This window comes from Paenibacillus tabacirhizosphaerae (assembly GCF_040812395.1).
Classification (GTDB): Bacteria; Bacillota; Bacilli; order Paenibacillales; family NBRC-103111; genus Paenibacillus_E.
In genome coordinates this window covers 1-19,266 of record NZ_JBFNXH010000016.1, presented here as the reverse complement: position 1 = coordinate 19,266, position 19,266 = coordinate 1, and the positions used below count along the sequence as shown (strand labels likewise).

Annotated in this window: 20 protein-coding genes and 2 other annotated features; of the genes, 17 read left to right on the top strand and 3 right to left on the bottom strand. The window is 49.3% G+C overall.

Features of this window, described 5'->3' with window-relative positions; all coding sequences use genetic code 11:
* Positions 1-91 precede the first annotated feature (91 nt).
* Positions 92-1,042 carry an ATP-dependent DNA ligase gene (locus ABRS97_RS22290; protein ID WP_367818043.1) on the top strand — a complete coding sequence of 317 codons (951 nt, stop codon included), beginning with the start codon at positions 92-94 and terminating at the stop codon, positions 1,040-1,042.
* 65 nt (positions 1,043-1,107) lie between these two features.
* On the opposite strand, the gene ku is transcribed toward ABRS97_RS22290, so the two are convergent.
* Positions 1,108-1,989 carry a non-homologous end joining protein Ku gene (gene ku / locus ABRS97_RS22285; RefSeq protein ID WP_367818042.1) on the bottom strand — a complete coding sequence of 294 codons (882 nt, stop codon included), beginning with the start codon at positions 1,987-1,989 and terminating at the stop codon, positions 1,108-1,110.
* Between the two features lie 166 nt (positions 1,990-2,155).
* Here ku and ABRS97_RS22280 point away from each other — a divergent pair, with 166 nt between their 5' ends.
* The 7 genes from ABRS97_RS22280 (at position 2,156) to ABRS97_RS22250 (ending at position 7,923) form a co-directional block, all read left to right on the top strand.
* Complete coding sequence (locus tag ABRS97_RS22280; RefSeq protein WP_367818040.1) at positions 2,156-2,341, top strand: hypothetical protein; 186 nt, start codon at positions 2,156-2,158, stop codon at positions 2,339-2,341.
* A gap of 34 nt (positions 2,342-2,375) precedes the next feature.
* The gene (locus ABRS97_RS22275; RefSeq protein ID WP_367818039.1) at positions 2,376-2,558 is read left to right on the top strand and encodes an H-type small acid-soluble spore protein; all 183 of its coding nucleotides are present in this window, start codon (positions 2,376-2,378) and stop codon (positions 2,556-2,558) included.
* A 184-nt stretch (positions 2,559-2,742) separates the two neighbouring features.
* Positions 2,743-3,195 (top strand): tRNA (adenosine(37)-N6)-threonylcarbamoyltransferase complex ATPase subunit type 1 TsaE, encoded by a 453-nt coding sequence (tsaE, locus tag ABRS97_RS22270; RefSeq protein WP_367818037.1) that lies wholly within the window; start codon positions 2,743-2,745, stop codon positions 3,193-3,195.
* On the top strand, positions 3,192-4,019 hold the full coding sequence (gene tsaB / locus ABRS97_RS22265) for a tRNA (adenosine(37)-N6)-threonylcarbamoyltransferase complex dimerization subunit type 1 TsaB (RefSeq protein ID WP_367818035.1): 828 nt from the start codon (positions 3,192-3,194) through the stop codon (positions 4,017-4,019). Before tsaE ends, tsaB begins: the two co-directional genes overlap by 4 nt.
* A 2-nt stretch (positions 4,020-4,021) precedes the next feature.
* Entirely contained in the window at positions 4,022-4,531 is a 510-nt protein-coding gene (gene rimI / locus ABRS97_RS22260; RefSeq protein WP_367818033.1) for a ribosomal protein S18-alanine N-acetyltransferase, read from the top strand.
* Positions 4,532-4,546: 15 nt separating this feature from the next.
* A complete protein-coding gene (gene tsaD, locus ABRS97_RS22255) occupies positions 4,547-5,614 on the top strand; it encodes a tRNA (adenosine(37)-N6)-threonylcarbamoyltransferase complex transferase subunit TsaD (protein ID WP_483312496.1) in 1,068 nt (355 codons plus the stop codon).
* Between the two features lie 83 nt (positions 5,615-5,697).
* Positions 5,698-5,949: a binding site (T-box leader), on the top strand.
* Positions 5,950-6,012: 63 nt separating this feature from the next.
* Positions 6,013-6,270: a binding site (T-box leader), on the top strand.
* A gap of 87 nt (positions 6,271-6,357) precedes the next feature.
* Entirely contained in the window at positions 6,358-7,923 is a 1,566-nt protein-coding gene (locus ABRS97_RS22250) for a 2-isopropylmalate synthase (protein WP_367818031.1), read from the top strand.
* Between the two features lie 1,484 nt (positions 7,924-9,407).
* On the opposite strand, the gene ABRS97_RS22245 is transcribed toward ABRS97_RS22250, so the two are convergent.
* Entirely contained in the window at positions 9,408-11,366 is a 1,959-nt protein-coding gene (locus ABRS97_RS22245; RefSeq protein ID WP_367818030.1) for an ABC-F family ATP-binding cassette domain-containing protein, read from the bottom strand.
* 286 nt (positions 11,367-11,652) lie between these two features.
* On the opposite strand from ABRS97_RS22245, the gene ABRS97_RS22240 reads away from it, so the two are divergent.
* The 8 genes from ABRS97_RS22240 (at position 11,653) to groL (ending at position 17,725) form a co-directional block, all read left to right on the top strand.
* Complete coding sequence (locus tag ABRS97_RS22240) at positions 11,653-12,285, top strand: 5-formyltetrahydrofolate cyclo-ligase (protein WP_367818029.1); 633 nt, start codon at positions 11,653-11,655, stop codon at positions 12,283-12,285.
* A 15-nt stretch (positions 12,286-12,300) separates the two neighbouring features.
* Positions 12,301-12,789 (top strand): cyclic pyranopterin monophosphate synthase MoaC, encoded by a 489-nt coding sequence (gene moaC / locus ABRS97_RS22235; protein ID WP_367818027.1) that lies wholly within the window; start codon positions 12,301-12,303, stop codon positions 12,787-12,789.
* Between the two features lie 41 nt (positions 12,790-12,830).
* A complete protein-coding gene (mog, locus tag ABRS97_RS22230; protein WP_367818026.1) occupies positions 12,831-13,322 on the top strand; it encodes a molybdopterin adenylyltransferase in 492 nt (163 codons plus the stop codon).
* Entirely contained in the window at positions 13,319-14,335 is a 1,017-nt protein-coding gene (locus ABRS97_RS22225) for a molybdopterin-binding protein (RefSeq protein ID WP_367818025.1), read from the top strand. The genes mog and ABRS97_RS22225 overlap by 4 nt, the downstream gene beginning before the upstream one ends.
* Positions 14,336-14,355: 20 nt before the next feature.
* Entirely contained in the window at positions 14,356-14,646 is a 291-nt protein-coding gene (locus ABRS97_RS22220; RefSeq protein ID WP_367818023.1) for a twin-arginine translocase TatA/TatE family subunit, read from the top strand.
* 80 nt (positions 14,647-14,726) lie between these two features.
* Positions 14,727-15,485, top strand: a complete 759-nt coding sequence (gene tatC, locus ABRS97_RS22215) for a twin-arginine translocase subunit TatC (protein WP_367818022.1) — start codon at positions 14,727-14,729, stop codon at positions 15,483-15,485.
* A 230-nt stretch (positions 15,486-15,715) separates the two neighbouring features.
* A complete protein-coding gene (groES, locus tag ABRS97_RS22210) occupies positions 15,716-15,997 on the top strand; it encodes a co-chaperone GroES (RefSeq protein ID WP_028553854.1) in 282 nt (93 codons plus the stop codon).
* Positions 15,998-16,096: 99 nt separating this feature from the next.
* On the top strand, positions 16,097-17,725 hold the full coding sequence (groL, locus tag ABRS97_RS22205; RefSeq protein WP_367818020.1) for a chaperonin GroEL: 1,629 nt from the start codon (positions 16,097-16,099) through the stop codon (positions 17,723-17,725).
* A 139-nt stretch (positions 17,726-17,864) separates the two neighbouring features.
* On the opposite strand, the gene ABRS97_RS22200 is transcribed toward groL, so the two are convergent.
* Entirely contained in the window at positions 17,865-18,275 is a 411-nt protein-coding gene (locus ABRS97_RS22200) for a tyrosine-type recombinase/integrase (RefSeq protein WP_367818018.1), read from the bottom strand.
* A 621-nt stretch (positions 18,276-18,896) separates the two neighbouring features.
* On the opposite strand from ABRS97_RS22200, the gene ABRS97_RS22195 reads away from it, so the two are divergent.
* A complete protein-coding gene (locus ABRS97_RS22195; protein WP_367818016.1) occupies positions 18,897-19,073 on the top strand; it encodes a hypothetical protein in 177 nt (58 codons plus the stop codon).
* Positions 19,074-19,266 lie beyond the last annotated feature (193 nt).

The following is a 19,266-nucleotide window of genomic DNA, read 5'->3' as shown; positions in this document are numbered from 1 at the left end:
ACAATGCTAGTGATAAGTAAACCTTTATTTTACTGATGTTAGCGGGACATTTCTGGGGAATACTAGAAAATAAAACAAGTCAGAGGGTGCCATGACGTTAAAACCGGTTGTTCCTTTTGAACCCACTGTTGTTGAGGAAACGCCAAAGGGTGATGAGTGGATCGCCCAAATGAAATGGGACGGCGTTCGGATGTTGAGCTATTTCGAAGAGGGGCAAGTGCGGCTTATCAATCGTAAAGGAAATCATCGAACCCAGCAGTACCCAGAGTTTCATGACCCGACAAGATATTGTAAAGCATCTTCCTTTATTCTCGATGGGGAAATCATCGCTCTGGAGGGCGGTAAGCCTTCCTTTCACGAAGTGATGAAACGCGATAGCCTGCGCAGTGCAATGAGCATTGAGAGAGGTATCAAGCTGACGCAGGTCACCTATATGATCTTTGATGTCCTGTTCTGCAATGGCGCTTGGGTAGTGAATCAGACGCTGCGAGAGCGGCAGCGCCTGCTCGAAACCATCGTCATACCTCAGCATGATGTTCAAATTGTGCAAAATTTCCCGGACGGAGAAGCTTTATACGCCATGATGGAGCAATATCAAATGGAGGGCATTGTTTATAAAAATGTCAACAGCGCTTATCTTATCGACGGCAAAGACAAGCGGTGGCAAAAGCGAAAAGTGCTGCACGATTTGTTTGCGGTAATTGGCGGCGTTACGTTCCGCGGCAAGGTTGTCAATTCATTACTGCTCGGACTGTATACCGAGCAAGCGCAATTTGTTTATATCGGGCATGCGGGGACGGGGAAACTAAGCGATGAAGAATGGAGACAATTAACGGTGCAAATTCAGCCTTTGGTCCGATCATCAAGACCTTTTATTAATGAACCGGAAAGAAGCAAAGATACCGTTTGGCTGGAGCCTGGTATGGCGGTGAAGGTTCAATTCCTGGAATGGACCGCCGGAGGGACGATGAGGCAGCCCAGTATTCAGGCCATTGTCGAGAAAACTGCGAGCGAGTGCACATTCCAGCAGGCGCGCAGATAACCGAAAGAAGCGCCGAAATCCTTGTACGGCAAGGAGTAGGCGCTGTATGTACGAGGCCTTGGAAATTAAGTGACTGTTTCTTTGGCCTTCTCTTTTTTGGCTCGCGTTTTCGGCTTTTTCACTTCAGCAACGCTGGTATCCGGCTCAAGTTTTACTTTGCTTGTATCGATGCGATCTGTAGACTTCGTGGCGTCCAGGCTTGCCTGCAGCGCGGCCATGAGATCGATTACGCTCGTTTTCTGCACCTCAGGCGCTACTTGCACGTCTTCTCCCGCGACTTTATGCTCGATGGCTTCCAGCAAACGGCCGCGGTACTCGTCTTTGTATTTCTCAGGTTCGAAGGGAGTGGAAAGCTGGTTGATGAGCATCATGGCCATGTCGAGCTCCCGTTCATTCACGTTAATTTGCTCGGGTAGATTCGGCACTTGAGAAATAGGCCTGATCTCATCGGGATAGAAAATCGTTTCCATGGCCAGGCAGTTATCGATGACGCGAATGGCCGCAAGTGAGCTTTTGGAGCGAATTGAGACTTTGGAAATGCCGATTTTGCCTGACTGCTTCATGGATTCCAAAAGCAAACTGTATGCGCCAGCTCCGGTTTCCCCGGGACCGAGGTAGTACGTTTTCTGAAAGTATACAGGATCGATATCCGTCAAGTTGACGAAATCCAGAATCTTGATCTCTTTATTCGCTTCTCCTGAAATGTTCTCCAGTTCATCTTTCTCGAAAATGACGAAGCGGCCCGGTTCATATTCGTAGCCTCGTGAAATTTCTTCCCACTCTACTTCCTTTTCGCAAGTATTGCACTTTCGCACGTATGCTAGTGGCGTAATGCAAGTTTTATGAATATAGCGCATCGAAATATCCTTGTCTTCCGTAGCGGAAAACATTTTAACCGGCACATGAACGAGCCCAAAGCTGATGGCGCCTTTCCAAACCGTATGCATCCGAAAATCCCTCCCAAAACCATAGATTGTACTAGTATTCTCTTGAACGGATTCCTTTATACGGAAGAGATTTAAGAGAATGATTTTGCCTCATGAGGGAACCTTAAGCGGAGTAGCTTGATGACAAAGCTTAAATAATGAAGCAGCTAAAAGGAGGGGTTCTCGGATGACGCAGGATCCGAATGCAGCCCAAGATCGGAATGATCAGGGGCAAGAAGATTATTTTATGGACATTGACCGTATGATCAATGAAGGCTTAGGTGGCGGCAATGTAACGATTCAGGGCGGGTTAATCGATGCTTCGACGACGGATACGATGGATCATCCGGACTCTGTATTGAATGAGCAATAAGCCAGCTACCAGGAAGGATGGGTGAAGGGAAGCTATGCAAGTTCATCGTGCTCAAGAGATCCTGGCAGCGGATGAGAAGATTCATGTTGAGCTAAATGGTGTAGCTGTCTGGATTGACAGCGTAGATTCCGCGAATGAATTGGCCAAAGTCCATGCTGAAGGAAATCCCTCAGAAGCCCGCACAGTAGGCGTTCATGAGCTGGAAGAAATACATTAGTTTCAAGCACGCAGGAAGTATCTCTGTAAACAAGTCCACTCTGATCAGACATAGAGCGGGCTTGTTTGCGCTTTCTATACTAGGTTGCTAAGGCTGCTTTTCCAGAGCTATAATAGGAACAGCACGCGCAGACGGAAGAAAGGAATGAGACAAGCTGACTCCATTTACATATCGCTATACTTCCTTGCATGAGGAAGATACAGAGAAGCTGGGACAGCTGCTCGCCGCACATTTGGTGCCTGGTTCCGTTATAACGCTTGATGGCGACCTGGGAGCGGGGAAAACCAGATTTTCTCAAGGCTTTGCTAGAGCCCTGGGCGTTACGGAGATCGTTAATTCTCCAACATTTACGATTGTGAAGGAATACGAGGGGGCGGAGCTCCCTTTCTACCATATGGATATGTACCGCATTTCACAAGCGGAGGCTGACGATTTGGGTCTGGAGGACTATTTCTATGGCACTGGGGTGACGCTTATCGAATGGTCCACTTTAATCGAAGATTTACTGCCGTCCGAACGGCTTTCGATTACGATTGCCCATCTTGGGGATCAAACAAGAGCTTTCCACCTGACCCCCTACGGTGAGCCGTATCAGGCTTGGTGCGTACACATGAAGGAGAACGGACACTTACAATGACAGACTCGACACGGAATTATAAAAAAATACTGGCGATCGATACCTCGACCTCGTCGATGACGGTAGCTGTGCTGGATGACGGAAAAATGATCGGCGAGCTCAATTCTTTTGCTGAGAAAAATCATTCGATCGGCCTTCTTCCCGATATCCAGAAACTGCTCGCCAGCTTGGACTTAAAGCCAAAGGATCTGAATGCGGTTGCCGTTGGGCAGGGACCTGGTTCATATACGGGAGTCCGCATTGGTGTTTCTGTGGCTAAGACATTGGCATGGTCGCTAGGTTTAGCTTTGATCGGCGTCTCAAGCCTGGAGGCGATGGCGCTGGGCGGAAACAGCAAAGATACGCTGGAAAGCGGCGGGGACATAAGTGCGGCGAGATGGATCGTACCCCTCATGGATGCAAGACGTACTCAGGCATTCACCGGGGCTTACGAGGCTAAGGGAGATGCCTGGCGAACCGTAATGCCAGATGGCATTCGAGTTATGGCGCCTTGGACGGAGCAATTGCTTGGTCTTGCGAAGCGGGTAGAACTGCGCCAAGAAGCGACGGGAATCACAGAGCTGGAAGAACCCAAAGAGATCTTGTTTGTTGGTGAAACGGAAGGGTTTTCAGATCAAATCGGCCGTTTTCAGGAAGAATGGAACGGTAAAGTCCGTTCGCTTTCTTATCGGATTGAGGGGCAATACATAGGCCGATTGGCGTATCCGCGTCTGCTTCAGGGGGAGCAAGCGGATGTTCACAATTTCGTGCCGAATTATGCGCAGCTTCCGGAAGCGGAAGTGAATTATTTGGCGAGACAGAAGCAGCTGAAGGGGGAGCGATAAACATGGAGCAGCATCAAGCGCATATTCCGGAAACATCCTTGGTGTTTCGTTCTATGCGAATGGAGGATATCCCCTTTATTTGCGAAATTGAGCAGGAAGCCTTTACCACGCCTTGGACAGAAGGCGCTTTTCAGAATGAATTGACAAACAATCAGTTTGCCCATTATATGATCATGGATATCGAAGGCGAGGTTGCCGGTTACGGCGGCATGTGGCTCATCATGGAGGAGGCGCATGTGACGAACGTAGCAGTTCGCAGCGGGTATCGGGGTCGTAAGCTGGGGGAACGTTTGCTTCGCGAGATGATGAAGACGGCCGCTTTCTTGGGGGCAATTCGGATGACTCTGGAAGTCAGAGCCTCGAATTACGTTGCGCAGAATTTGTATGAAAAATTAGATTTTCGCTCGGTCGGCGTCCGTAGGGGCTACTATACCGACAATCGCGAGGATGCGATCATTATGTGGGCGGATCTGCCTAAGTCGAAGAGAAGAAGGGATAGTCTCGAAGACTGAGACCGTATACAGGTGATGAAGTTGACAACAGAAGCGCAACATTCAGAAGAGAATATGCAGAAACCATCGGCGAAGCCGGTGTATATATTGGCTATCGAAACCAGCTGTGACGAGACCTCTGTCTCGATTGTCGAAAATGGGAAAGTGATCCGCTCGAATGTCATATCGAGCCAAATCGAAACCCATCAACGCTATGGCGGCGTTGTGCCGGAGGTTGCTTCCCGCAAGCATGTGGAGTCTATTACGTGGATGCTGCAGGAAGCTGTGGAAGAAGCGGGTATAGGCTTGCACGAACTGTCCGCCATTGCTGTAACGGAAGGCCCCGGGTTAATCGGGGCTCTGTTAGTTGGTGTCGTAGCGGGCAAGGCGCTAGCCTTTTCCCTCGATCTGCCGCTGATCGGCGTTCATCACATTGCCGGTCATATTTATGCGAATCAGCTGGCGCATGAGCTGGAGTATCCGCTCATTGCACTGGTTGTGTCCGGCGGACACACCGAGCTGATTCACATGGAAGGCCCCGGCCAATTCAGGATTATTGGCCGGACACGCGATGACGCCGCAGGCGAAGCCTACGACAAAATCGCAAGAGCTATGGGTCTGCCGTATCCCGGCGGACCGCACGTCGATCGGCTTGCGCATGAAGCCGATCATGCCATTACGCTTCCGCGAGCTTGGCTCGAAGCGGACTCTTACGACTTCAGCTTCAGCGGATTGAAATCCGCCGTGCTGAACGTCGTCAATCAAGCCAAGATGCGCGGCGAGGCTGTACAAACCGCGCAGATCGCCAGAGGCTTCCAAGAATCCGTCATCGACGTTCTTGTTGAGAAAGCGAGCCGAGCCGTCCGAGAATTCGGCGCGAAACAGCTCCTGCTGGCGGGCGGAGTTGCCGCCAACAAGGGGCTGCGCAGCAAGCTTGCAGAGCGCTGCGAGCAGCTGAATATCCCGCTGCTGGTGCCGCCGCTGCGTCTTTGCACGGACAACGCGGCGATGATTGCGGCCGCCGCGTTCCTGAAATGGGACAAGCAGGAGTTTGACGAGCTGACCCTGAAAGCGGAGCCGCTGCTCAAACTCGAAGAGTGGTAGGCGAGATCCTTTACGAAAAATAAATTTTCTGACAACTGCATTGACTTTCGTAAAACTGCATATTATAATCACAATCAATACATTCAAACGCAACGAACGGGATTAGTAAGGAAGATCAGTTTCGCTCAGAGAGCTGCGCATTTGGTGAGAGCGCAGACGAAACGTCACCTGAACTCGCCCGGGAGCGGTAAGACTGATAAGGATGCCAAGGATCCAGCAGCCAAGTAGGTCTTGACGGTTGACCCCCGTGATCGGGTACATGAGTGGTTTCGAGCGTAACAGCTCGGATCAATTAGAGTGGTACCGCGGAAGGTGATAAGCCTGTCGTCTCTTATTATAGAGATGGCAGGCTTTTTTGGTTGTTCCGAAACACAGAATCACATATAGACAATATATAAACAAACGCAATGAACAAGAGTAGTAGGGGATTAAATGAGCGGTACAGAAAGCTGCGGGATGATGCGACGCAGTCCGTGAACACCCCGAACTCGCTTGGAAGCGGTCGTCCTGATCCGTCTGTACAGACGGTTAGGGATGAACGGATGGCCTCCGTGATCGGGTGACATAGGGCGGAGGCCGCCTTATGTCTGAGGTGGGCTCCCTAGTGGAGCCAACAAGAGTGGTACCGCGCCGGGTGAAGACCCGTCGTCTCTTTGATGGAGACGACGGGTCTTTTTTGCGTGGCTAGGCAGTGAAAGAAGCGAAACCATGAAGGTTCGCACCAATTCGAGGAGGAATTAACGATGGAAAACAACAATTACAGACGCATTCGCATTTTCGATACGACACTGAGAGATGGCGAACAGGCGCCGGGCGCATCCCTATACCCAGAGGAGAAAATTCGCATCGCCAGACAGCTGGCCAAAATGGGTGTAGACACTATTGAACCAGGATTTCCGATTTCCAGTCCTGGAGATTTTCAAGCGGTTCAGCAAATTTCACGCGAACTGCAGGCCATAGAAATATGCGGATTCGCCCGTGCCGTTAAGGACGACATCGACGCGGCTGTCAAAGCGACGGAAGACGCGGCGCAGCGCCGCATTCACATGTTCCTGTCCTCATCGGACATCCATCTGGACTTCCAACTGCGCAAATCGCGCCAGCAAGTCGTCGAAATGGCCCGTTCGATGGTTGCTTACGCCAAGCAATTCGTGGATCGCATCGAATTCTCGCCAATGGATGCAACGCGGACAGGGGACGAATTCCTCTTCGAGGTGCTAGAGGCGGTTATTGCAGAGGGAGCTACGATCCTCAATATCCCTGACACGGTTGGCTACGCGCTCCCTGAAGAATACGGCGCTATGTTCCGCCGCGTGAGACAAAGTGTCAGAGGCGGAGACACCGTCGAGTACAGCGCGCACTGCCATAACGACCTTGGTCTTGCGGTTGCAAACAGCCTGGCTGCTATCGCGGCAGGTGTCACGCACGTGGAAGTAACCGTGAACGGCGTCGGGGAACGCGCGGGCAACTGCTCGCTGGAGGAGCTGGTCATGGCCATCGAAACGCGCAAACACACGATGGGAGTGGAAACAGGCATCGTCCCTGGCGAGGTGTTCAATACATCCAAAATGGTCAGCCGAATTATGGGTTTCCCCATTGCGTATAACAAACCAATCGTTGGACGCAACGCATTCCAGCATGAGGCGGGCATTCATCAGGACGGACTGCTGAAAAACCGCAATACTTACGAAATTATGGATCCAGAGAAGCTGGGAATCCCGCGCTCCATGATCATTCTGGGCAAACACTCGGGCCGCCACGCGCTGAAGCATAGAGTCGGACAGTTCGGCGTACAATTGACAGGCGAAGAGCTGGAAACTCTGTATACACGTTTCAAAGAGAAAGCTGATGAGCAGAAAATCGTCACCGACGATCAGCTGATGGAGCTGGTGGGCTCAACGGTTGAAGGGCAAATGGAGGCTTTTACACTGTCGCATGTGCAGGTCGTGAGCAGCAGCGACCGGGATCGTGTCGCATCGGTCTCAGTACGCAACAATCAGACGGGCGAGGAAAAAACATATTCGGGTACGGGCGAAGGTCCGATTGAAGCGATTATCCAGAGTCTCAGACAGGCGATGCCGATGGACGTGGATTTCTCCGATCTGGAACTGCATTCCTTATCCACAGGCGAAAAAGCAACCGGAGAAGCAGAAGTCACTGTCTCGGTAAACGGTCAAACTTACAAAAATACAGGAATTGATCAAGATATCCTGATCGCTGTAGCTAAGGCATTCGTGTTGGCTTGCAACCAAGCGGTGCGCATGCAAGGCAATGAAGCTACTGAAGCCGAGGCTGCTCCCGCTTCCTAAGTTGAATTGTAAGAAAACTTAGATATATACACAGCATGTGTGCAAAGTTATTCACACCCCCTGTGTACAATGTGTATAACTAGTGTAAACCCACGTTTATCAACGGATTTATAAGCGGCAGAAAAAGAATAACTTTTTCACAGGTTTTTGTGGATAATGTGGATAAAAATGTGGAAAAGGGAAAAAACACTGATGGAGAGGCAGATTATGCCTCTCTTTCTTTGTGGATAACGTTGTGAATAGGTGAATAAGTAAAAATAGACGTCCCGTAAATTTTCGGAACAATCCGGCAGCGGGGACGTTTTCCTACGGAGAGAAAAAGGCTGTAGACAAAAATATGCGGAGCATCAACTATAACGCCGTATTTGTTAGTGTTCTGTGGGTATCTTTATTTTTTTGTGGGAGTTGTCCACAAAAGCAGATCAAGAGACTATCGACGTAAGGGTGATGTGGACAGAGAATACCCGATACTCTGTTAACCACACTACCAACAACCATTCCTGCCTTCCATTTGGCGCAGATCAGCATCCAGTGGGCATGTCATCACTTGCTGAAAGGGTCAAAAACACCGCTACAGACTCGATTTCCGAGTCGGATGAGGGCGTAGCGCCCCAAAAGGCCCTTATAGCGCAAGTCAGCACCCATTCGGCACGCCATCATCTGCTGAAAGGGCCAAAAACACCGCTACAGACTCGATTTCCGAGTCAGATGAGAGCGTAGCGCCCCAAAAGACCCTTACAGCGCAGATCAGCTCCCGTTCGGCACGCCATCATCTGCTGAAAGGTTCAAAAACACCGCTATAGACTCGATTTCCGAGTCAGATGAGAGCGTAGCGCCTCAAAAGACCCTTACAGCGCAGATCAGCTCCCATTCGGCACGCCATCATCTGCTGAAAGGGTCAAAAGCACCGCTACAGACTCGATTTCCCAGTCTGATGAGAGCGTAGCGTCCCAAAACACCCTTTCAGCGCAGAGCAGCTCCCATTCGGCACGCCATCCCTGCTGAAAGGTTCAAAAGCACCGCTACAGACTCGATTTCCGAGTCAGATGAGAGCGTAGCGCCCCAAAAGACCCTTACAGTGCAGATCATCTCCCATCGGGCACGCCATCATCTGCTGAAAGGGCCAAAAACACCGCTACAGACTCGATTTCCGAGTCAGATGAGAGCGTAGCGCCCTAAAAGACCCTTACAGCGCAGTGAAGCTCTCATTCGGCACGCCATCATCTGCTGAAAGGGTCAAAAACACCGCTACAGACTCGATTTCCGAGTCAGATGAGAGCGTAGCGCCCCAAAACACCCTTACAGCGCAGAGCAGCTCCCATCGGCGCAGCCATCCCTGCTGAAAGGTTCAAAAACACCACTACAGACTAGATTTCCCAGTCAGATGAACCCTTACAGCGCAGATCAGCTCCCATTCGGCACGGCCATCCATATACTAAAAGAACCTTCAATCCACGTGAGATTGAAGGTTCTCTCTATTTACGCTAAGCAAGCAGTGTCTCCCATTCCTCATAACAAGCAGCGAGCTGCTCTTTCTTCTGGTCGACAGAGGCTGTCTTCTCCTGTACGAGGACATAGTCGTTATAGACAGCCGGATCAGCCAGTTCCGCCTCAAGAAGGGTCACTTCCTCCTCCAGCCGGGCAATATCCTGCTCGAGCTGTTCAACTTTGCGTTGGCGGTTGCGCTGCTCGCGCTTCGCCAATTTATCGGCTTCGTAGCTGCCGGTTCCGCCAGCTTGCTCGTTCTTTTCACTAGGTGCGCTGCCCGCGCTGCTAGCTGACTTCTTTTCCGCCTCTTTAGCAAGACGTTTGGTTTCCATTTCGGCAAGCTCCGCTTTTTTCTCAACATAGTCGTCGTAGTTGCCTAAATAGCTGGTGATGCCATCAGGCTTCAGATCGAGCATGCTTTCCGCCATTTTATTGAGAAAATACCGGTCATGGGAGATGAAGAGCAGCGTGCCCTCATAATCCATTAACGCGGATTCCAGCACTTCTTTACTATATAAATCAAGATGATTGGTAGGCTCATCCAGAATGAGTACATTTGCTTTTTGCAGCATTAACTTCGCTAAAGCAACGCGGGCTTTCTCACCGCCGCTAAGTGAAGCAACTTTCTTAAACACATCCTCGCCGCTGAATAAAAAGCTGCCAAGGACAGTCCGAATGCGCGCTTCCTCGAGGTGCGGGTAGGTGTTCCACACTTCCTCCAGCACGCTGTTCGCGGGATTCAACCCCGTTTGCTCCTGATCGTAGTAGCCAATCGTAACGTTTGCTCCCCATTTGAAGGTGCCTTCGTCCTGCTTGTGCTGCCCTATCAAGGTCTTCAACATGGTGGATTTACCTACACCGTTCGGCCCGATCAAAGCCGCCGTTTCGGAGCGGCGCAGTTGGAAGGACACATTGTCGAGCAAACGTTTCTTCCCGTCATAGGAGAGTGCCAACCGATCAACCTGCAGCACTTCCTTGCCTGAGGTCATCTCAATTTCGAAAGAAAACGAAGCTCGCTTCAAATCGCCCATCGGCTTGTCGAGCCGCTCCATTTTTTCAAGTGTTTTGCGTCGGCTTTGAGCCCTTTTGGTCGTAGAGGCGCGCACAATGTTGCGCTGGACGAAATCCTCCAGCTTGGCGATTTCATCCTGCTGCTTCTCATACTGTTTCATTTCCGTTTCATAGTTAGCTTCTTTGATTTCGATGAAACGGGAGTAATTGCCCGTGTATCGTCTGGAGGCATTGCGCTCGATTTCATAGATCGAGGTTGCCAGCGCATCCAGGAAAAAGCGGTCGTGAGATACAACGAGAATCGCGCCCGGATAGCCGCGCAAATAACCTTCCAGCCAAGTTAACGTTGCAATGTCCAAATGGTTCGTCGGCTCATCCAGCATAAGCAGATCTGGTTCTTCGAGCAGCATCTTGGCAAGGGCCAGTCTTGTTTTCTGCCCGCCGCTTAGCGTCTGCACCAGCGTGTTCGGCGGAAACTGCCCGAATCCCATACCGTGGAGAATACCGCGGATTTTGGCCTCAATCTCATAGCCGCCATGTTCGCGGAACCATTCAGATCTTTGGGCATAACGGTTCATCGTGGACTCGTATTTTTTCTCATCGGCAGCCAGAGCCGGGTCTGCCATAAGCGCTTCCAGCTCACGAAGCTCCTTCTCTGTCTCCAGTAAGGAGCTGAATACGCCCAATAACTCATCCCAAATAGATTTTTCTGTATGCAGTCCGCTATTTTGCTTCAAATAGCCTATTTTCGTTTCTTTCGCTTTAAACAAATCGCCGCTGTCATAAGAAAGCTCGCCCGCAATGATTTGCAGCAATGTCGACTTGCCCGCGCCGTTCACACCTACCAACCCGATGCGTTCCTTGTTTTCAATTTGTAGCGTTATATTGGATAGAATGGAGCGAACTCCATAGCTTTTTGAAAGATTAGAAACCTGCAAAAGCATTTGCTCTGCTACCTCCTGCCTTGTAATGAAAGCATTAAGAACTCCGCCGGAACAGCGGTCAAAAACCCATTAATTCATTAGTATACACCATGCGCGGTATGATCGTAAAAGGCTTATTCATCCCCCAGCATCCTTTACTATCAGGACTGTTGCTAATCATATGTGAACAATTTAATGGCGCTGTAGAGCGCATTCTACTGGTGCCTGTCGTACGAGTATAGTTTTTTTCCTTGTTTATGTTAAAATGGGGGAAACAACTCCTCTTATAGTGAAGGGCTGAGCAGCTATGAACATCCGGGAGCAGAAAATTGAATTGCGCAAGCAGATGGAAGAAAAGCGCGCCTCCTTAACGAATGAAGATCGAATATTGAAACAGCAGCGGATTCATGAAAGAGTGGTCAAGCTAACTGCGGAGCGGCTGCTAGGACAATCGCACGGACCTGATTTCCAGTCCCCTACCTTAATGACTTATATGCCTTTTCGGTCCGAACCTGACGTTGCTCCGTTCATGGAATGGTGCTGGCAGCAGGGAATTCGTGTATTGCTGCCGAAAGTTGTAGCGAAAACGAAGACGATGGATTTGCATATCGTGAGCAGCTATGAAGATCTGGAAAGCGGAGCTTATGGAATTAGGGAGCCGCGCAGCGGTGGGCCCATTGAGAATGATTTGTCGCGAATCTCTATGATTGTTGTTCCTGGACTCGCATTTGACATGGACTTTGGGAGGCTCGGATACGGCGGCGGATTTTATGACCGGTTCATGCAGTTGTTTGCAGCGCGCGGGTTGAAGAGGCCTTTGTCGGTAGCGGCGGCTTTTGATCTTCAATTGATTTCCGCGGTGCCTTCGTCATGGCATGATTTCCGGGTAGATGGATTAATCACAGAGAGCAAAATGATTTTTAAATCCGAACAAGTTTAGAGAGAGGTGAGTGCGTTGAGCGATTCCTGGGGACTGACCCATTTCAATGAACAAGGAAGAGCGCGGATGGTGGATATTTCGGAAAAAACGGAAACGAAGCGTACCGCAACGGCGCGTTCCACCTTGCTCATGAAAAGTGAAACACTCGATAAAATCAAGTTGGGCAAAATGAAAAAGGGCGATGTGCTCGCCGTTGCTCAAGTGGCAGGCATTATGGCTGCCAAAAAAACGTCAGACTGGATTCCGATGTGCCATCCCATTGCCTTGACAGGCATCGATATTCAATTCAGCGATAACGGCAACAATGAACTTTACATAGAAGCTACTGTGCGTACAACAGGTCCTACCGGTGTTGAAATGGAGGCCCTTACTGCCGTGTCCGCCGCATCGTTAACGGTTTACGACATGTGCAAAGCAGTAGAAAAGGATATGGTTATCGGCTCCACGATGCTGATCAGCAAAACAGGGGGCAAAAACGGGGATTTCCAACGAAATGATTCATAATAAGGTTATCTCATTCAGGTATAAAAGGAGAGGTGACAAGGATGCACTGGAAAGTTGCTATTTTGACAGCCAGTGACCGCGGTTACCGAGGAGAACGAGAAGACACCAGTGCTCAGGTAATCCGCGAGCTGATTGAAGAGGAAATTCAAGGCGAAATCATTGAATACCGGGTTGTTCCAGATGAAATGGATGAGATTATGGCTTCATTAATAGAAATGACCGATTATTATCAGGCGGATCTGATTTTGACGACAGGCGGCACCGGACTCGCACCTAGAGATGTCACGCCTGAGGCGACGCTCAATGTGGTTGATCGTGTTGCGCCTGGTTTTGCTGAAGCGATGCGGATGGTATCGATGCAGAAGACGCCGAAAGCGATGCTATCGCGAGCAGTGTCCGGTATTCGCGGACGCACATTGATTATTAACCTCCCCGGCAGTCCGAAGGGTGTTCAGGAGAACTTAATGGCGATTATCGATCAGCTTCCGCATGCGCTCGGCATTTTGACGGGCAAAGAAGGTGATCATGGATGAAGCCAGCATTGGATGCTATGCTGCGCGAGGTTAAAGTGGAGGACGCTATCGGCATGATTTTGCCGCATGATCTTACGCAAATTTTGCCTGGCGAGTTTAAAGGACGTTTGTTTCGAAAAGGCCATCAGGTGACGGAAGCGGATATTCCTGCGCTGCTCAGCATTGGCAAAGAGCATATTTATGTCATGGAGCTGCAGCCAGGCTTTCTGCATGAGGATGAAGCCGCGCAGCGCATGGCGAGAGCAATACAGGGGGAGAACGTAACGCTGACCGAGCCTCATGAAGGCAAGGTGAACGTGAAGTCATCCATCCACGGACTCGTGAAGATCGGCAAGGCATTCGTCGATACGGTGAACGGCGTGGATCAAATCGTCTTGTCGACGATTCGCTCGAACGCGGTTGTGCAGCCCGGCGCATCATTAGTGGGCACGCGCGTCATCCCGCTGATCGTCGAGGAAGCGAAAATTGTCGAAGTCGAGCGGCTTGCGGCTGAGCTGCGAGAGAAAGGAACGGCTGTGGTTAGTGTGAAGCCGTTTCGCAAGCTGCGCGTCGGCGTCATCACGACCGGCAGCGAAGTGTTCAAGGGGCGAATCAAGGACAAATTCGGCCCCGTTGTGAAGGAGAAGGTCGCGCAGCTCGGCTCCGAGGTGATAGACCAACGCTTCGTGTCCGACGACAGCGAAGCGATTGTTCGGGAGATCCACGCGCTGCAAGCGATTGGCGTGGATCTGATCCTGGTCACGGGCGGCATGTCCGTGGACCCCGACGACCGTACGCCAGGCGCGATCAAGATGGCCGGCGCAAGGGTTGTCAGCTACGGCACGCCGATGCTGCCGGGCTCGATGCTGATGATCGGCTATCTGGGCGATGTGCCGATCATGGGCCTGCCGGGTTGCGTGATGCACGACCCGTACACGTCCTTTGACGTGCTTCTCCCGCGTATCTGCGCGGGAGAAGAGATTGTACGCAGCGACATTACCGAGATGGGCTACGGTGGATTTTATCAATGCTAATTCGATGGAGATGAAGTTCCATGTTTCAAAATATCGGTTTCACCGAGATTTTATTAATTGCCATTGTGGCCTTGATCCTGTTCGGCCCTCAAAAGCTGCCTGAGATCGGACGCACACTGGGGCGCACGATTCAGGAGTTCAAGAAGGGCACGCGCGAGTTGCTGAGCGAAACGCCGCTCGCAGAGCCGGCGGCCGAGACGCCAGCTGAGACGCCGGCCGCATCACAGAATACGGCCGCGCCGGAAGATGAACTTTCCTCGGCGGCATCTGAGCCGGCACCTGCGAGTGCAACGCGGCGGCTGCCGGACTAAGGCGCGTTCTTGATTTAAGCTCGATTCACAATAAGGAGCTTTGAGCTTGGCTCAAAGATCCCATATTAGGTTGGTGAAACATGACAACGAACGAAGAAATGTCGCTCGTGGAGCATCTTACCGAGCTCCGCAAGCGGCTAATGTGGATAATGATCGTATTGGTCATTGGCATGGTGGGAGGCCTAGTGCTTGCCAAACCGATTATCCGATATTTGAAAAACATTCCACCAGCCGATACGATTGGCTGGCATGTTTTTTCGCCATGGGACGCACTGCGGCTGTATATGAATTTCGGCTTGGCTGTAGGGCTGCTAATTACCCTGCCTGTTGCGCTGTACCATATTTGGGCGTTCGTGAGGCCGGGGCTGCGTGAAGTGGAGCAGCGGGCTTCGATCCTTTACGTCCCTTATGCGTTCATTTTATTTTTGCTTGGCTTAGCTTTTGGTTATTTCGTCGTATTTCCGATGGCCTTTTACTTTACCACTTCGATTAGCAAAAGCCTTGAAATTACGGAAATGTACGGCGCTGCCCAATATTTTTCCTTTATGTTCAATATCGTTTTGCCACTCGCGCTTGTGTTCGAGATGCCGATTGTGGTGATGTTTCTGACAAAAATAAGGTTGTTGAACCCGAAGCGGCTTCATAAGTTCAGAAGATATGCCTATATGCTGATGGTTGTTCTCGCAACGGTCATCACACCGCCGGATGCGATTTCAGCGATTTTGGTGTCGATTCCGCTCATTATTTTGTATGAATTTAGCGTATTTATGTCCGGCTTCATCTACCGTAAGCAGCTGTTGAAAGACGCAGAATGGGAACGGGAGTTTGGGGCTAAATGAGCAAACAGTTTGCACAGGATGCAGACTGTTTTTTCTTTAGATGGAAGAATATTTGCATTTCATTTGGATACAATGAGGGGGGTGCCGGAAAGAATGAAAAATGTGTAAAAGGACTTGCAAATTACTCCCAGAATGAGTATCATAAGAATTGTTGTTAGCACTAAACACATTCGAGTGCTAATAATGTAACATACACTACCATTACCAATTTCTAAAGGAGGCTATTTTCCATGATCAGACCGTTAGGTGATCGAGTAATCATTGAAGCCGTTGCGAAAGAGGAGACGACTGCAAGCGGCATCGTGCTGCCAGATACAGCTAAAGAAAAACCGCAAGAAGGTAAAGTTGTAGCCGTTGGCGCAGGCGCTTTGAAAGATGGCGTACGCGTTCCGCTTGAAGTAAGCGAAGGCGACCGCATCATTTTCTCCAAATACGCTGGAACTGAAGTGAAATACGAAGGCCGCGAACTGTTGATCTTGCGCGAAAGCGACATTCTCGCTGTATTAGCCTAATTTAGCAGGATATAGTTTCGGGTTTTGCAGTCTACTTAGTTTTTCCGTTTTTGTTACTTAACTATGTACATGTTCTAAATTAGAGGAGGTTTCCTATTCATGGCAAAAGATATTAAGTTCAGTGAAGATGCACGCCGCGCGATGCTTCGTGGGGTTGATGCATTAGCAAATGCTGTTAAAGTAACCCTCGGTCCTAAAGGCCGTAATGTTGTTCTTGAGAAAAAATTCGGCAGCCCGCTCATCACCAATGACGGTGTTACGATCGCAAAAGAAATCGAGCTTGAAGATGCTTTCGAAAACATGGGCGCTCAACTCGTTAAAGAAGTAGCAACAAAAACAAATGATGTAGCCGGTGACGGTACGACAACAGCAACTGTTTTGGCTCAAGCGATGATTCGCGAAGGTCTGAAAAACGTAACAGCAGGTGCTAACCCAATGGTTATCCGCAAAGGGATCGACAAAGCGGTTAAAGCAGCTGTTGAAGAGCTGAAAGCTATCGCAAAACCAATCGAAGGCAAACAATCCATCGCACAAGTAGCTTCCATCTCCGCTGCTGACGATGAAGTAGGCCAATTGATTGCAGAAGCTATGGAAAAAGTAGGGAACGACGGTGTTATCACTGTTGAAGAATCCAAAGGATTCGCTACTGAACTTGAAGTTGTAGAAGGTATGCAATTTGACCGTGGCTACACTTCCCCTTATATGATCACTGATACAGATAAAATGGAAGCTATCCTTGATAACCCATATATCCTGATCACTGACAAAAAAATCTCGAACATCCAAGAGATCTTGCCTGTTCTTGAAAAAGTGGTTCAATCCGGCAAACAACTTCTGATCATTGCTGAAGATGTTGAAGGTGAAGCACAAGCTACTTTGGTTGTGAACAAACTTCGCGGAACATTCACTTGCGTAGCTGTTAAAGCTCCAGGCTTCGGCGATCGCCGTAAAGCCATGCTGGGCGATATCGCTGCTCTGACTGGCGGTCAAGTGATCACAGAAGAGCTTGGTTTGGATCTGAAGTCCACAAAACCAGAGCAACTGGGTAGCGCGCGTCAAGTTCGCGTAACGAAAGAAAACACAATTATCGTTGATGGCGCTGGCGACAAAAAAGACATCGGCGCACGTGTAACTCAAATTCGCTCACAATTGGAAGAAACCACTTCCGATTTCGATAAAGAAAAACTGCAAGAGCGTCTGGCTAAACTTTCTGGCGGCGTAGCCGTTATCAAAGTTGGCGCAGCGACTGAAACTGAGCTGAAAGAGCGCAAATTGCGCATCGAAGATGCTCTGAACGCAACTCGCGCAGCTGTTGAAGAAGGTATCGTTTCTGGTGGTGGTACAGCCCTTGTGAACGTATACAACGCTGTAGCTAAGGTTACTGCTGTTGGCGACGAGCAAACAGGCGTAAACATCATCCTGCGCTCCCTGGAAGAGCCAGTTCGCACGATCGCAGCTAACGCTGGTCAAGAAGGCTCTGTCATCGTTGAGCGCTTGAAAAACGAAAAAGTCGGCATCGGCTACAACGCAGCTTCCGGCGAGTGGGTAAACATGTTCGAAGCAGGTATCGTTGACCCTGCGAAAGTAACACGCTCCGCACTGCAAAACGCAGCTTCCGTAGCGGCTATGTTCCTGACAACTGAGGCTGTCATCGCTGACAAGCCTGAAAAAGACAAACCAGGCATGCCTGATATGGGCGGCATGGGTGGAATGGGCGGCATGATGTAAGTCGTTCGCCAGAACCATTATAAACACTGTAATGATGGGCTCCTTCGGGGGCCCGTTTTAAATTTAAATCACAAAAAAATCACATTTCTTGCAAATTGAGGGTTCCAAGGATGTCTCCGAAATGGATTTTGATCTTTGATCAGCATCTTTTTTCATTTTTTTTCGTGACATGCGTGTAAATTTTCATTGTTGTTTCAGGGTCATCATGCCCAACGCGTCGCATAATCGTTTTGAGGTCAACCTCTGCCTCTGATAGCATGCTGATATGTGTATGACGGAAAATATGAGGAGTCGCTTCTTTGGTAATTGACGTTTTCTTAAGAATCCGATGCATTCGGTTCAAAATTGTTTTTTGAATATATGGGTATCCGTTATCACGGTAGAATACAAAATGCTTATCATGGAAATTCTCAAAATCTTGACGATGTTTCATTTTGAATTTAGCTTGTTTCTTTTGAGGAAGCTTCAACAATTCAAACACACTCTCATCGATGTTAAAGGTACGAATAGATCCAGCCGTTTTAGGTGGGGGGAGCTCATATTCTTTCATATTGTTTTGTGGGTATCAAAGGGTTGATTCTTTAGGTCTGCGCCGCGTTATTTGTTGCCGTTTACCTGTTACCGGGATCGGGGGCCATCGGCTACGCAAACCCACTTAAATCCCTGTTCGTTCTTTGAAGGAATTTTGTGAATCCTAGCCATATAAGAAATCCTCCTCTTCGAAGATTTATGTTAGCTTCATCTATAGACTTAAATGAATAATTTGGTTGATCTATAAAAATAAGAAAAGCCGCAGATGCTAGTAACATCTACGCCATGTACAATAGACCGCTACTTTTTTCACTAGCGGTCTATTTCTTTTCCCTTTAGTGAGTTCACGTTATGAGAAGGTCTGAATATCGAAGAACATGAGAGGGGATTAACCGAATGTCACATGTTTAAATTTCTTACTCTAAAGAAAATTTCGATGGATCAGTCAATTTTGAAGATGCTGACTACGACTGCAAAGAGGCATCGAACAACAGCGGCGTTTTTGAGGAATTATCCTGCAACAAATGCGAGCAAAATAAAAAGCGGTAATTTGGGCTGCTTTAATAGATAATGAAGGTGAATTTGTAGCCGCCTTGTGACGGCAAGTTTGAATATCAAAGAACATGGGAGAGTAGTTGTTATGGAGATTACAACAGAATCAGTAGAAGCTTTGGTAGGTCGCGGGCTTACAGTGAAAGCGGCTAAGGTTATTACATGGTTGAATGGGTTGGATGATTATACGATAAGTGCAGTCATGAGTCTCTTGGAAGCGCCGCATCGATTCGGTTATATTGCTGGCGAAAAAGATTATAAGTAACTGTTCTGACGAACATTGCTGAATATTGAGGATTTAGCATAAAGCTAAAATGGATTGACCTGAGCCTCTCAGGATAAAAGTCTTGAGAGATTCGCGGTAGCCAAACTTACAGCGCGTGCAGAATAAAATCAAGAGGCTGTCTCAAAAGTAACAATTATAGATGTGTGGGACGGATCTCATCGTTAAAAAGAGC